14 protein-coding genes and 1 pseudogene are annotated in these 14,149 nt (G+C 54.1%); 10 read left to right on the top strand and 5 right to left on the bottom strand.

All coding sequences use genetic code 11. The annotated features are described in order from the left end of the window. The first annotated feature begins 255 nt into the window (after positions 1–255). From AC559G_RS23005 to oppF, 6 genes are all read left to right on the top strand, one after another. Positions 256–900 carry a YchE family NAAT transporter gene (locus tag AC559G_RS23005; protein WP_095844459.1) on the top strand — a complete coding sequence of 215 codons (645 nt, stop codon included), beginning with the start codon at positions 256–258 and terminating at the stop codon, positions 898–900. 626 nt (positions 901–1,526) lie between these two features. Then, the gene (gene oppA / locus AC559G_RS23000) at positions 1,527–3,164 is read left to right on the top strand and encodes an ABC transporter substrate-binding protein (protein WP_498914955.1); all 1,638 of its coding nucleotides are present in this window, start codon (positions 1,527–1,529) and stop codon (positions 3,162–3,164) included. 79 nt (positions 3,165–3,243) lie between these two features. After that, positions 3,244–4,164: an oligopeptide ABC transporter permease OppB gene (gene oppB / locus AC559G_RS22995; RefSeq protein ID WP_095848849.1), complete on the top strand. Its 921-nt coding sequence runs from the start codon at positions 3,244–3,246 to the stop codon at positions 4,162–4,164. 13 nt (positions 4,165–4,177) lie between these two features. After that, positions 4,178–5,086 (top strand): oligopeptide ABC transporter permease OppC, encoded by a 909-nt coding sequence (gene oppC, locus AC559G_RS22990; RefSeq protein ID WP_498914953.1) that lies wholly within the window; start codon positions 4,178–4,180, stop codon positions 5,084–5,086. An 8-nt stretch (positions 5,087–5,094) separates the two neighbouring features. Next, positions 5,095–6,102 carry an ABC transporter ATP-binding protein gene (locus AC559G_RS22985; protein ID WP_498914952.1) on the top strand — a complete coding sequence of 336 codons (1,008 nt, stop codon included), beginning with the start codon at positions 5,095–5,097 and terminating at the stop codon, positions 6,100–6,102. Beyond that, positions 6,099–7,100 (top strand): ABC transporter ATP-binding protein, encoded by a 1,002-nt coding sequence (gene oppF / locus AC559G_RS22980; protein WP_498914950.1) that lies wholly within the window; start codon positions 6,099–6,101, stop codon positions 7,098–7,100. Before AC559G_RS22985 ends, oppF begins: the two co-directional genes overlap by 4 nt. Positions 7,101–7,167: 67 nt before the next feature. Here the strand turns inward: oppF and AC559G_RS22975 are convergent, their stop codons facing one another. Both AC559G_RS22975 and cls read right to left on the bottom strand, forming a co-directional pair. Further along, on the bottom strand, positions 7,168–7,491 hold the full coding sequence (locus AC559G_RS22975; protein ID WP_095848845.1) for an HI1450 family dsDNA-mimic protein: 324 nt from the start codon (positions 7,489–7,491) through the stop codon (positions 7,168–7,170). 56 nt (positions 7,492–7,547) lie between these two features. Further along, complete coding sequence (gene cls / locus AC559G_RS22970) at positions 7,548–9,008, bottom strand: cardiolipin synthase (RefSeq protein WP_438598734.1); 1,461 nt, start codon at positions 9,006–9,008, stop codon at positions 7,548–7,550. A gap of 325 nt (positions 9,009–9,333) precedes the next feature. On the opposite strand from cls, the gene AC559G_RS22965 reads away from it, so the two are divergent. Then, positions 9,334–9,510, top strand: coding sequence for a YciY family protein (locus AC559G_RS22965; RefSeq protein ID WP_095848843.1), 177 nt, complete (start codon positions 9,334–9,336; stop codon positions 9,508–9,510). A gap of 43 nt (positions 9,511–9,553) precedes the next feature. On the opposite strand, the gene AC559G_RS22960 is transcribed toward AC559G_RS22965, so the two are convergent. Continuing rightward, complete coding sequence (locus tag AC559G_RS22960) at positions 9,554–10,045, bottom strand: Dps family protein (RefSeq protein WP_121552533.1); 492 nt, start codon at positions 10,043–10,045, stop codon at positions 9,554–9,556. A gap of 368 nt (positions 10,046–10,413) precedes the next feature. On the opposite strand from AC559G_RS22960, the gene AC559G_RS22955 reads away from it, so the two are divergent. Continuing rightward, positions 10,414–11,427 (top strand): Ppx/GppA phosphatase family protein, encoded by a 1,014-nt coding sequence (locus AC559G_RS22955; protein WP_498914948.1) that lies wholly within the window; start codon positions 10,414–10,416, stop codon positions 11,425–11,427. A gap of 59 nt (positions 11,428–11,486) precedes the next feature. Here AC559G_RS22955 and AC559G_RS22950 read toward each other — a convergent pair. Together AC559G_RS22950 and AC559G_RS22945 are read right to left on the bottom strand one after the other, a co-directional pair. Then, positions 11,487–11,600, bottom strand: a pseudogene (locus tag AC559G_RS22950) (electron transport complex subunit RsxA); the annotation flags it as partial. Positions 11,601–11,742: 142 nt separating this feature from the next. Continuing rightward, positions 11,743–12,039, bottom strand: coding sequence for a YciI family protein (locus tag AC559G_RS22945; RefSeq protein ID WP_498914946.1), 297 nt, complete (start codon positions 12,037–12,039; stop codon positions 11,743–11,745). Positions 12,040–12,211: 172 nt separating this feature from the next. Here AC559G_RS22945 and AC559G_RS22940 point away from each other — a divergent pair, with 172 nt between their 5' ends. Together AC559G_RS22940 and tonB are read left to right on the top strand one after the other, a co-directional pair. Then, positions 12,212–12,865 carry an epoxyqueuosine reductase QueH gene (locus AC559G_RS22940; RefSeq protein ID WP_498914944.1) on the top strand — a complete coding sequence of 218 codons (654 nt, stop codon included), beginning with the start codon at positions 12,212–12,214 and terminating at the stop codon, positions 12,863–12,865. A gap of 498 nt (positions 12,866–13,363) precedes the next feature. Then, positions 13,364–14,143 (top strand): energy transducer TonB, encoded by a 780-nt coding sequence (gene tonB, locus AC559G_RS22935; protein ID WP_498914943.1) that lies wholly within the window; start codon positions 13,364–13,366, stop codon positions 14,141–14,143. Positions 14,144–14,149: the final 6 nt, after the last annotated feature.

The raw sequence follows: 14,149 nt of genomic DNA, 5'->3' as shown, positions 1-14,149 counted from the left end.
AATTAATGCGCATACGTTACTATCTGCAGTGAGGCGCCTGTCATTTTTAACCTAAAACAGTAAAAAACCACATATGGCGTTAACTGCAGCGTAATATTTTGTTCCCTGAGCCGCGGAGAGATAAAAATGCAATTTTCCGCGGATGGATCCGTAAGAGCAATTCGATTACATTAGCGCGTCGTGTAGCCTCGATGTGTCCGGTAGCGGTTACCTTTATAGCAGCCTTAGGTGGCAGTGTTCAATGTGGGGTGATTCGTGAGCCAGTCTCTGTTGGATTTTTCCGGTTATATTAAATTCTTTGTCGGCCTGTTCGCCCTGGTCAATCCGGTGGGCATTCTGCCGGTATTTATCAGCATGACCAGTTACCAGGCAGAGGCGGGGCGCAACAAAACCAACCTGACCGCCAATTTGTCGGTGGCGATCATCCTGTGGATCTCGCTATTTCTCGGCGGCGGCATCCTGAACCTGTTCGGTATCTCTATTGATTCTTTCCGCATCGCCGGCGGCATTCTGGTGGTGACAATCGCCATGTCGATGATCAGCGGCAAGCTGGGGGAAGATAAGCAAAACAAGCAGGAAAAATCAGAAAGCGCAATCCGTGAAAGCATCGGTGTGGTGCCGCTGGCATTACCCTTAATGGCCGGCCCGGGGGCGATCAGTTCAACTATCGTCTGGAGTTCGCGTTACCACAGTTGGCAAAACTTGCTGGGTTTTACCCTGGCTATTGCTCTGTTTGCTTTCTGTTGCTGGCTGTTGTTCCGGGCTGCACCTTTGCTGGTGCGTTTATTGGGGCAAACCGGTATTAACGTTATTACACGTATTATGGGGCTACTGCTGATGGCGTTGGGCATTGAATTCATTGTTACTGGCATCAAGACAATATTCCCTGGCCTGCTTTAAGCTGCAGGCTATTTATCCTGGCATGTGGCGTTGATGCTTCACTTTTTAAAATAAATTTTAATTTTTAAATTAATTTAACCTGCTGTAATAAAGTGCATTGAATGCCTCTTATTTCATCATCCTGCACTGTGGTAGGGCAGGTGTCTATTAATGTTCAATCCTGGTGGCGCAGTTAGTGGCATGGCTGCCGTTTTATCCTTCCGCATCTTCCCATTCACCATTGGCGTCACCTTTCCCCTATCTTTTATAAGGCTTGTTTCGGATAAGAACCGATGTTATTAGTGTTAGATTGCTAATCATTGGTTGTTTATTCTTTCACCACGGGCTTTGCCGTATAAAAGTTTGTTTAACCACAGGGCGCGCGTTTAGGGCGGTGTGTGGCGTTTTCGGCCCACCTATCGCCAGCTATTTATGGGGCGCTTTCATGTTAGCTCCAGGAATAAAACGGCGCCATAAAAAGTGCCTTCGATAATAGCTCGGCGAACCTCAGCCTTGTTGGAGGTCAACTCAGGGCCTGTGTGAATATTGCGGCGTTGCTTGATTCGCAGCGTTGTGAATGGCGGCCTGATAACCAGGCCTGGCTCCAACGCCATGATGGGATGGCGATAATAAAATGGGGTAATAATATGACCAACATCACAAAACCATCGCTCCTGGCTGCCGGCATGATTGCCGCGCTGGCCGGAGCCGGCAGCATAAACGCATTGGCTGCTGAGGTTCCTTCAGGGGTGCAATTGGCCGAAAAACAGGAAATCGTCAAAAACAACGGCGCGGAGGTGCAGTCGCTTGATCCGCACAAGATTGAAGGCGTGCCGGAAAATAACGTCACCCGCGATCTGATAGAAGGCCTGGCGAATAACGATCTCAACGGCGCCATCATACCCGGCGTGGCGGAAAGCTGGGACAACCAGGATTTTAAGGTTTGGACTTTCCACTTACGCAAAGATGCCAAATGGTCTAATGGCCAGCCGGTGACGGCGCAGGATTTTGTTTATAGTTGGCAACGGATCGTTGATCCGCAAACGGTATCACCCTATGCCAGCTATCTGCAATCTGCTCATGTGGTAAACGTCGATGACATTATCGCCGGCAAAAAAGACAAATCAATGCTGGGGGTGAAAGCGCTCGACGATCATACCTTCCAGGTCACCTTAAGCGAGCCGGTGCCTTACCTGGTGGAAATGACCCCGCACTATGCGATGAAGCCGGTCTATAAAGAGGCGGTGGAAAAATACGGTGAAAAATGGACCTTGCCGCAGAACTATGTCAGCAACGGCGCCTACAAATTGAAAGAATGGGTGGTTAACGAGCGCATAGTGCTGGAGCGAAATCCTGAATATTGGGATAACGCGAAAACCGTGATCAACAAGGTGACTTTCCTGCCGATAACCTCCGAGGTTACTGACGTTAACCGTTATCGGGCCGGTGAAATTGACATGACCTATAACTATTTGCCGATAGAACTGTTCCAGAAGCTGAAAAAAGATATCCCCAACGAGCTGCACGTCGATCCCTACCTCTGCACCTATTACTACGAAATGAACAACCAGAAAGCGCCGTTTACCGACGCCCGCGTGCGCGAAGCGCTGAAACTGGGGCTCGATCGCGACATCATCGTTAACAAAGTCAAAAACCAGGGCGACTTGCCGGCCTACAGCTTTACTCCGCCTTATACCGACGGCGCCAAACTCACCCCGCCGGCATGGTTTGGCTGGACGCAGGAGCAGCGTAATGAAGCGGGCAAAAAGCTACTGGCGGAAGCCGGCTATGGCCCTGGCAAACCGCTGACGTTCTCGCTGCTGTACAACACCTCTGATTTGCATAAAAAACTGGCGATTGCCGCCGCAGCCATCTGGAAGAAAAATCTGGGCGTGAACGTCAAACTGGAAAACCAGGAGTGGAAAACGTTCCTGGATACCCGCCACCAGGGCACCTTTGATGTTGCGCGCGCGGCCTGGTGTGCCGATTACAACGAGCCCAGCTCATTCGTGAATATCATGCAGTCAAACAGCAGCAGCAATACCACGCACTACAAAAGCGCGGCCTACGATCGCCTGATATCGGATGTTTTAACCGTAAAAACCAAAGATGAACGTGCCGCCCTGTATCAGAAAGCGGAAACGCAGTTGGATCAGGATTCGGTGATCGTGCCGGTCTATTACTATGTCAATACCCGGCTGGTGAAACCCTATGTCGGCGGCTATACCGGCAAAGACCCGCTTGATAACGTGTACGATAAAAACCTGTACATCATCAAGCATTGATACGGTCAGCGCCGGCGGCGTTTACCGCTGGCGCATAAGGCAATAAGAAGCCGTTATCAGGCTGCAAAGGGCTAAGGCAATGCTTAAGTTTATATTTCGTCGTTTATTGGAAGCGATCCCGACACTGTTTATCTTGGTCACCCTTTCATTTTTCATGATGCGGTTGGCGCCCGGTAGCCCGTTTACCGGGGAGCGGAGCTTACCGCCCGAGGTGATGGCCAACATTGAAGCCAAATACCATTTAAACGATCCGCTCTGGAAACAGTACGGCCAGTATTTGGCGCAGTTGGCGCATGGGGATTTTGGCCCGTCATTCAAATACAAAGACTATTCGGTTAACGATCTGGTGGCGGCCTCTTTCCCGGTATCCGCCAAACTCGGGGCGGCGGCATTCTTGCTGGCAGTGATCCTCGGGGTGAGCGCAGGGGTGGTGGCTGCGCTAAAGCAGAATAGCAAATGGGATTACACCGTGATGGGGTTGGCCATGACCGGCGTGGTGATCCCCAGCTTTGTGGTGGCGCCGTTGCTGGTGCTGATCTTCGCCATCATCCTGAAATGGCTGCCGGGTGGGGGGTGGAACGGCGGTGCGCCGAAGTTTATGATCCTGCCGATGGTGGCGCTTTCGCTGGCTTATATTGCCAGCATTGCGCGCATCACGCGTGGCTCGATGATAGAAGTGCTGCATTCCAATTTTATCCGCACCGCCCGTGCCAAAGGCCTGCCAATGCGGCGCATTATTTTGCGCCATGCGCTGAAACCGGCGCTGCTGCCCGTGTTGTCGTACATGGGGCCGGCGTTCGTCGGCATTATTACCGGTTCGATGGTGATTGAAACGATATTTGGCCTGCCGGGCATCGGCCAGCTGTTCGTTAACGGGGCGCTAAACCGAGATTATTCGCTGGTGTTAAGCCTGACGATTCTGGTCGGCGCGTTGACCATTCTGTTCAATGCGATCGTGGATGTGCTGTATGCCGTCATCGATCCGAAAATACGTTATTAATCGGAGCGCCGGTATGATCCTAAAGAAAAAAAACGGCGCGGCTTTGGCGCAGTTTAGCGAACAACTCGACGTGGAAGGGCGCAGCCTATGGCAAGACGCCCGCCGCCGCTTCATGCGCAACCATGCGGCGGTTGGCAGCCTGCTGCTGCTGGCGTTGATCGCACTGTTTGTGGTGTTGGCGCCGTGGCTGTCACCCTTTCGCTATGACGATACCGATTGGGAAATGATGTCGGCCGCGCCGAACCTGGCCTCCGCCCACTATTTCGGCACCGACTCCTCCGGCCGTGATTTGCTGGTGCGTGTGGCGATTGGCGGGCGTATTTCGCTGATGGTCGGTATTGCGGCCGCGCTGGTGGCGGTGATCGTCGGCACGCTGTATGGCTCGCTGTCCGGCTATCTTGGCGGCAGGATCGATTCGCTGATGATGCGGCTGTTGGAAATCCTCAATTCTTTCCCGTTTATGTTTTTCGTTATTTTGTTGGTGACTTTTTTCGGCCAAAACATCCTGCTGATTTTTGTGGCGATCGGCATGGTTTCCTGGCTGGACATGGCGCGTATCGTGCGTGGGCAGACGCTGAGCCTTAAGCGCAAGGAGTTCATTGAAGCGGCGCAGGTGAGCGGGGTGTCGACCCGCAACATTGTGCTGCGCCATATCGTGCCCAACGTGCTGGGCGTGGTGGTGGTTTACGCTTCCCTGCTGGTGCCGAACATGATTCTGTTTGAGTCCTTTCTTAGCTTCCTGGGGCTCGGCACGCAGGAACCATTAAGCAGTTGGGGCGCGCTGCTGAGCGATGGCGCCAACGCGATGGAGGTGTCTCCCTGGCTGTTGATGTTCCCGGCGGCCTTTCTGATTGTCACTCTGTTCTGTTTCAACTTTATCGGCGATGGCCTGCGCGATGCCCTCGATCCGAAAGACCGCTAAGGAGTGCCATGATGAGCACGCTTGATCATCTAATGCCGCAAACATCCACACCGCCGTTGCTGGTGGTCAATGATTTGCGGGTGCGTTTTTCAACCCAGGACGGCGAGGTTACCGCGGTGAACGCGCTGAACTTTGAACTGGGGTGGGGGGAAACGCTGGGGATTGTCGGTGAGTCCGGCTCCGGCAAATCGCAAACGGCTTTTGCGCTGATGGGGCTGCTGGCCGGCAATGGGCATATTACCGGCTCGGCAACCTTTAACGGCCGTGAAATTCTCAACCTGCCGGAACGCCAGCTCAATAAACTGCGCGCGCAGGAAATTGCGATGATCTTTCAGGATCCGATGACGGCGCTTAACCCCTATATGCGCGTGGGTGAACAACTGATGGAAGTGCTGATGCTGCACAAGCACATGGGCAAAAGCGCAGCGTTCGAGGCTGCGGTGCACATGCTGGACGCGGTAAAAATGCCCGAGGCGCGCAAGCGCATGCGCATGTACCCGCATGAGTTCTCCGGCGGGATGCGCCAGCGCGTGATGATCGCCATGGCGTTGTTGTGCCAGCCGAAGCTGCTGATTGCCGATGAACCGACCACCGCGCTGGATGTGACCGTGCAGGCGCAGATCATGGCGTTGCTACGTGAGCTGAAGCGGGAGTTCAACACCGCCATCATCATGATCACGCACGATCTGGGCGTGGTGGCCGGCATTTGCGATAAGGTGCTGGTGATGTACGCCGGCCAGACGATGGAGTACGGCAGTGCGCGCGACGTCTTTTATTCGCCGAGCCATCCGTATTCGATTGGGCTGCTGAATGCGGTACCGCGTCTGGACGCCGAAGACGGCTCCCTGGCGACTATCCCCGGCAATCCGCCCAATTTGCTGCGGTTGCCTAGCGGGTGCCCGTTCCAGCCGCGTTGCCCGTATGCGATGGCGCAGTGCGCCAGTATGCCGCCGTTAACGCCGTTTGCAAAAGGGCGCCGGCGTGCCTGTTTTAAACCGACGGAGGCGCTGGTATGAGCACAGTAGATGATAAGGCGGTGCTGCTGGAGGTGGACGATCTGAAGGTCCATTTTCTTGTACATGATGCCAAACGCTGGTTCTGGCAGCCGGCAAAAACCCTGAAAGCGGTGGATGGCGTTACGCTGCGTCTGCTTGCCGGGGAAACGCTCGGCGTGGTGGGGGAGTCCGGCTGCGGTAAATCCACCCTTGCCCGCGCGTTGATCGGCCTGGTGAAGGCCACCGGCGGCCGCGTCAGCTGGCTTGGGAAAGACATGCTCGGCCTGAGCGCTGCCGAATTGCATCGGGTCCGTGGCGATATCCAGATGATATTTCAGGATCCGCTGGCGTCGCTAAATCCGCGAATGAACATCGGCGAAATCATCGCGGAGCCGCTGAGCACGTATTTTCCTAAAATGCCGCGCCAGGAAGTGAAAGCCAAGGTCAAAGCGATGATGGAGAAGGTGGGTCTGCTGCCGAACCTGATCAACCACTATCCGCATGAGTTTTCCGGCGGGCAGTGTCAGCGCATCGGTATTGCGCGGGCGTTGATTCTGGAGCCGCGGCTGGTGATCTGTGATGAGCCGGTTTCAGCACTGGATGTTTCCATTCAGGCGCAGGTGGTGAACCTATTGCAGCAGTTACAGCGTGAGATGGGGCTAACGCTGATTTTTATTGCGCACGATCTGGCGGTGGTTAAACACATTTCCGATCGCGTACTGGTGATGTATTTGGGGCATGCGGTGGAGCTGGGAAGTTACGAAGAGGTCTACAATAATCCGTTGCATCCCTACACCAAAGCGCTGATGGCGGCGGTGCCAAGCCCGGATCCGGATAAGGAAAGAGAGAAACAGGTGCAATTGCTGGTGGGGGAACTGCCATCGCCGATTAACCCGCCTTCCGGCTGTGTGTTCCGCACCCGTTGCCCGATTGCCGGGCCGGAATGCGCGGTTACGCGCCCGTTGCTGGAAGGCAGTTTCCGCCATGCGGTTTCCTGCCTGAAGGTGGATCCGCACTAGGCGGGTTGCGGCAACGGCCTGCCCGCTTAACGTGGGGCAGGCCGTTAACGCAATGCGGTGCTGGCAGCTATTCTTTCCACAAGATATGGCAGAGCTTGTGAGCCTTTTCGCGGCAGATCAGCACGCGGGCGAACACGTCGTTGATGGGTTCGCCGTCAGCTTCCGCCAGCCCAATCACCACTTCGGCAAAGAAATCGGGGTTCAGATCGTAATCCACGTGCTCTTGCCAGTCTTCCGCAGGATCATACAGTTCGGCGCCGCCGCGCTCTTCAAACTGCAGGTTGAACAGCAGAATATCCGCCGGATCCAGATTATCGCCGGCGAGCTCGAGGAAAATGTCGTAAGCCTGTTCCAGCGTTTCGTCTTCGGTAAGGCGGTTATTCAAATCCATAAATAAAATCCTGAGAAAAATGATTTGGCGTTATTAAAGCACGCCCGCCGCCGCTTTTACAGCAATGGACTGAAAAAGTAGAACAGGCGTTCAACGATACGGTGCCAGAAGGGCCGCTTCAGCCATTGGGCAGGATCCAGCAACTGTGAGCGGGCGATATAATCATCTTGCACGCAGGCCAGGTCGCTGCCGAAGCCGTCATCGTCGATAACCAGCGTGATTTCAAAGTTAAGCCACAGGCTACGCATGTCCAGGTTAACCGTGCCGACCAGGCTAAGCTGGCCGTCGACCAACACGCTTTTGGTATGCAACAGGCCGCCTTCGAACTGATAGATTTTCACCCCGGCTTCCAGCAGCTCGGAGAAGAACGCGCGGCTGGCCCAACGCACCAGCATGGAGTCGTTTTCGCGCGGCACAATAATACTGACGTCTACGCCGCGTAGCGCGGCGGTGCAAATGGCGTGCAGCAGATCGTCGCTGGGCACAAAGTAGGGCGTTGTCATAATGAGCTGCTCACGTGCGGCATATACCGCTGTCAGCAGCGCCTGGTGGATCATCTCTTCCGGGAAGCCGGGGCCGGAGGCAATCACCTGGATAGTATGGCCGCTCTCCTGTTCGAACGGCATGATGTTGACGTCCGGCGGCGGCGGTAGAATGCGCTTGCCGGTTTCAATTTCCCAGTCGCAGGCATAGACGATCCCCATGGTGGTGGCCACCGGGCCTTCCATGCGCGCCATCAGATCCACCCACTGGCCGACGCCGGCGTCCTGTTTGAAGTAGCGCGGATCCACCATGTTCATGCTGCCGGTATAGGCAATATAGTTGTCGATCAATACCACTTTGCGGTGCTGCCGCAGATCCATCCGGCGTAAAAACACGCGGAACAGATTGACCTTGAGCGCCTCGACGACCTCGATGCCGGCATTGCGCATCATGCCCGGGTAAGCGCTGCGGAAAAATTGCAGGCTACCGGCAGAATCAAGCATCAGGCGGCAGTGCACGCCGCGCCGTGCGGCGGCCATCAGCGATTCGGCAACCTGATCCACCAGCCCGCCGGGCTGCCAGATATAGAACACCATCTCAATATTGTTGCGTGCCAGTCCAATGTCGCGGATCAGCGCGTTTAGCGTTGCGTCGGTAGTGGTCAGCAGTTGTAGCTGATTGCCTTTTACGCCGTCGATGCCCTGGCGGCGGTTGCACAATTCGAACAGCGGACTTGCCACTTCGCTGTATTCGGTGGCGAAAATTCTGCGGCTTTCTTTCAATTCGCTTAGCCAACGGGCGGTGGAAGGCCACATTGCTTTCGCACGTTCAGCCCGGCGTTTGCCCAGATTTAATTCGCCAAACGACAAATACGCCACGATGCCAAACAGCGGCAGAATATAAATGATCAGCAACCAGGCCATGGCGGACGGCACGGCGCGGCGTTTCATCAAAATGCGTAACGTCACACTGGCGATCAGTAGCCAGTAGCCGAATACCATTAACCAACTGACTACGGTATAAAATGTTGTCATAAAGGCGAAATATCCTGTTCGCAAACCACCAATGATGAGTGTATGCACAGATCGGAAAAAGAGGGAAACCCTTTCCGGCACTTACTGCTGTTGTGCAACGCCCAGGCGGCGCCCGGAGCGCTATTGCGCGCCGTCTGCGCCGAAATACGTCACTGCGTAACAAAGAGTCTATTTATAACATAAATATGATTGACTTAAGGAACTTACCTGCGGTGACAGCGGGTGTTTTGCCGTTGTATTTTAGCACGCTACCGATTTACCCGTGACTTGGCTCACGAATGGAAAGGGCTATAATGCATGCGCTTGGCTTAGCGAGGGAAAGAATATGAGACACAGTCGTAATGAAGTGGGCCGTTGGCGTATGCTGCGCCAGCAGCAGCGCCGCCGCCATCGCTGGTTGGAACGCCAGTCGTGCAGTAACCGCCATATTCTGCGGGTGCGGCACCGGCTGGACGGGCAGCATCGCCGGTCGCTGCTGTTCGCTGTTGCCTGCGAGTGGTAGCAAACAAACAGTCCCTTACGGGACTGTTTGCTTTCTCAGGGAATTATTTGCCCAGGTAGGCGTTCAGCATCCAGACCTGTTTTTCCTGCTCTTTGATATAATCGCTCATCAGGGAAGAGGTGCCTTCATCGCCGGCTTCCGCCGCCAGGGCCAGCAGCTCGCGCTGCTGGGTCAGCAAGATGGAGTAGCCGTCCAGCAGGCCGCCCAGCGTACCCTTATCATCAGTGACGTTGGTATCTTCTTTGATATCTGCGGTTTTCAGATAGTCGCTGAATGCATGGCGCGGCTGATAACCCAACGTCAGAATACGTTCTGCCAATTCATCTACTTTCGTCAGCAGATCGTTATAGGTTTCTTCAAATTTGACGTGGAGTTCAAAGAAATGCGGGCCGGAAATATTCCAGTGATAGCCGCGCACGTTCATATAAAGCACCTGATAGTTGGCCAGCAGCGCGTTCAGCGCTTCAGACAGTTTTGCTGAGTGTTTCGCATCCAGTCCAATGTGAGTTTTTGCTGACTTTTTCGTCGTTGCCATAATAATCTTCTCCTGATTATTGGTTCCGGTGGTTTACACAGATAAAGGCCCATACAAACACGGTAGCGGGACATGCTTAACCCTGGCGTGTATCGGCGTGTTCAATCCATAACGCAAACTCCGGAAACAGTGTACGCACAATGCTTTAACGGAAAAAGCGTCTTTTTGCTTTTGGCGCTATCGGCCGCCTGAACCGCTGGATTATTCAGGTAACGCCGTTGCGGGTGATGCTGCAATGGACGTGGTCTTTTAACGGCGTAACTCAAGGGTTCACACCCTTATTATTGCGCGTGCTATTGGAAAATAAGTGTAAAAACAGGTAATTGTACTCAGATGAATAGATGTTACTTACTTTATGGCATGGTGAAATGAAAAAAAGCTTAATAACGCTCGTCGGGGTGCTGGCATTAACCAGCGCGTTTTCGGCAATGGCCAACCGCTGTATTGAAACCCGGGCAGGGATCGATGTGGGCTCCGGCAGCACCAAGATCCAGGTGGCGCAGGTGGATATTTGCCGGCAAACCCTGGGCAAAGTGTTATATGAAGATCAACGCCCGGTAGGGTTTAACGCCGATCTGGCTAAATCGACCAATAACCAACTTGGCAGCGCCATCCAGCAACAAGGGCTGGCCGCGTTGAGAGCGCTGGTGACGAAGGCGCAAACCTTCCACCCGCAACGTATCACCGGCGTGGCGACGGCGGTATTTCGTTCGGCGGCCAACGGCCAACAGGTCATTGATGCTTTTAACCAACAGCTCGGCGTGCAACTGAAGGTCATTTCCCAGCAGCAGGAGGCCGAACTGGGGTTCCTGTCGGCAAAGGCGGCGTTGCACGATAATCGCCTGCGCAATGAAGATTTGCTGGTTTGGGATATCGGCGGCGGCTCAATGCAGATGACGGCCTTTCGCCAGCAAGGGGGCCAGACGGTCACCGATATCTATCAGGGCAAGTTGGCTTCGGTTACTCTAAAAGACTTCATCACTCTGGTGCTGCAAAACAAAGATCCGCAAGCAGACAACACGCCGAACCCGATTGGTTCGCTACGCAATACGGTGCTGCGTTACGTGGCGTTTTATGCCCGCACCCACGTTAGCCCGCAAATTAAACAAGATATCAAAACCCGCAGGGTGATCGGCATCGGCGGTGTGCATGGTTATTCGATCAAAGCGCAGGTGCAGCCCGCGGGCAACACCTATACCCAGGCCGATCTGGCGCGCGTGGTGCAACGCCAGGTATGGAAAGGGGACTCGGAACTGGCCGGGGATTACCGCGCGACCGATGTCAGTAACCTGTTGCTGGTGGAAGGCTTTATGCAGGCGTTGGCGATCCCGCAGGTGACCATCGTGAAAGCCAGCCTGATTCAGGGGATACTGATCCAGTAACCTTATATTGATGTGGTGTTAAACGGCAAAAGGCCTCCGAGCATCGGGGGCCTTTTGCGTTATCTGGCCGCCATCAGGCCGGTAAAGCCCATGAAGGCTAACGACATCCGCCCGGTGGTGATCAGCGAGATAGAGGAATCTTTGAACAGAGCCGGAACGTTAGCCACCGTCAACGCCGTAGAAGATTGCTGCCGGAAATGTGTGGCCGGCGTTATCGCTGGTCAGTGATAAGAAAGTCGTGGAAATAACACGCTTCTATACTGTTGCTATAAAAGCGTGTTGATCCGTTGGGGCATTGCGCCAGTGAATGGCCTATCAGAACACTTGCTTAAACGGCTTTACCGTGACCTCGCCATAAACCCCCGCATCAACATACGGATCCTGCTCGGCCCAGGCTTTGGCTTCGGCTAATGAAGGGAATTCGGCGATCACCGTGGAACCGGTAAAACCGGCGCTGCCGGGATCACTGCTGTCAATGGCCGGGTTTGGGCCGGCCACCACCAGGCGGCCTTGGTCACGCAGCGCCTGCAGGCGGGCCAAATGGGCCGGGCGTGCGGCCAGGCGGTTTTCCAGGGAGTTGGCAACGTCTTGTGCGTAAATCAGATAAAGCATGTTTAACCTTTAGAATCATTGCTATATAACGGTAAAATCAAGGTAGCGCAAAATATGCGCCAAGGAAACGATTTTCACCGGTGCGGGGGCGGGTGCCTTGAAGCAGCCGCCTTTTATCCGTATCATGCCGCCCGCATGATATATTCAGAAAATGAATGAGAGGTGAGGGAAAATGACGGAACTGGTAAGAGAAAAACTCGATTTGCCAGCGGGGAAAAAGAAGCTGTTGTTGCACTCTTGCTGCGCGCCCTGTTCCGGTGAGGTGATGGAGGCTATCCAGGCTTCCGGTATTGAGTACACCATTTTTTTCTACAATCCGAACATTCATCCACAGAAAGAATATTTGCTGCGCAAAGAGGAAAACATCCGCTTTGCTGAAAAACACGGCGTGCCTATTATCGATGCTGATTATGATACCGATAATTGGTTCGCCCGCGCCAAAGGTATGGAGAATGAACCGGAGCGCGGCATTCGTTGCACCATGTGTTTTGATATGCGGTTTGAACGCACTGCGCTGTACGCCTATGAACATGGCTTTGACGTCATCTCCAGTTCGCTGGGCATTTCCCGCTGGAAAAATATGCAACAGGTTAATGATTGCGGTACCCGCGCCGCGCAAAAATACCCGGATTTGATTTACTGGGATTATAACTGGCGCAAGAAGGGCGGATCGTCACGCATGATTGAAATCAGCAAGCGTGAACGTTTTTACCAGCAGGAGTACTGCGGCTGCGTTTACTCACTGCGCGACGCCAACCTGCACCGTAAATCCCAGGGGCGGCCGTTAATCAAACTGGGCGTTTTATATTACGGTGATGAGGAGTAACGCATCGCGTGCCGGCCGTAAGTCCGCATATTTACTGCCCCAATGAAAGATGGGCATCTGCCGCAAGCGGGTGCCGCTTCTTGAGCCGCCCAACCGTTATTCGTTATTTTCGTGCGCAGATCGCCAAACGCTCGCAGCTAGCCAGAAAGTCGCCGGCTGCTTCCGGCATTTTTTTGTTTTATATCAGTGCATAGCGTAGCCGGATGCATCAGCATAGAAAGCCTCCTAATTCATGAGGGGGGCTTTCGCGCCAACCGGCAACGCTGGGCGGCGTGATAACGAGTCAGTTCATTTTGCCGGCTTTTCCGTTTACCTCTCCAGAAAAGGTTAAAACTCCGTGTCATCGCGTTAAAAGCCAGGTTATAAACGGGCCAATAACCTTGCTAACTGCAGGTTTTAACGGCAAATAGTCATGATTAGAGCAATAGTTTGCTTTCGTTATTGAATATGATTGCTATTTGCATTTAAACTTGGCGAATCCGAGGAAACAGAATCATTATGCCGCTAAAAAAGATGTTGCCTATTCGCCGTTTGTCAGTGCCGATTGTTCTTTCCGTTGGCTTACACAGTGCCCTGGTGGCCGGTTTACTCTATGCGTCCGTCAAGGATGCCATGGAGCTGCCAAGGCTGGAAGAGGCGCCAATTAGCGTCATGATGGTGAATTCCGAAACCATGACGGAACCGCCGCCGCCGTCCGCTGCGGAGCCTGAGCCGCAGCCTGAAGAGCCACAACCGGTTGCAGAGCCTGAGCCAGAACCCGAGCCGGAGGTCGTGCAAGAACCGCCGCCGCCGGTGCCGGTGGCTATTCCTAAACCTGAACCGGAAAAACCCAAGCCGAAGCCAAAACCGAAGCCAAAGCCGAAGGTTGAAAAGGCGATAAAACGCGAACAAAAACGCATTGCGCCCCCGCGCGATCCTTCGCCGTTCGAGAATAATGCGCCAAGCAACGCGTTGGCGAATGCGCCGGTCAAGCAGGCGCCGAATGCGCCGGTGCAAGGGGATTCACTTGACGTTGCGCCGCGTGTCATCAGCCAGGTAAAACCGACTTATCCGATGCGTGCGCGTGCCTTGCAGATTGAAGGCCGGGTTCGGGTGCAGTTTGATATCGACAGCGATGGCCGCGTGGATAACGTGCGTATTCTGTCAGCAGAGCCGCGTAATATGTTTGAACGTGAAGTTCGCCTGGCGCTGCGCAAGTGGCGCTATGAAGGTAAAACGATTAAGAATCACACAATTAATATTGTATTCAAGCTTGACGGCACCACGACGGTGAACTGAGTCTGT

This window comes from Gibbsiella greigii (assembly GCF_039540155.1).
GTDB lineage: Bacteria > Pseudomonadota > Gammaproteobacteria > Enterobacterales > Enterobacteriaceae > Gibbsiella > Gibbsiella quercinecans.
The sequence above is the reverse complement of the archived record's forward strand: the minus strand, read 5'-3'. Positions and strand labels throughout refer to the sequence as shown.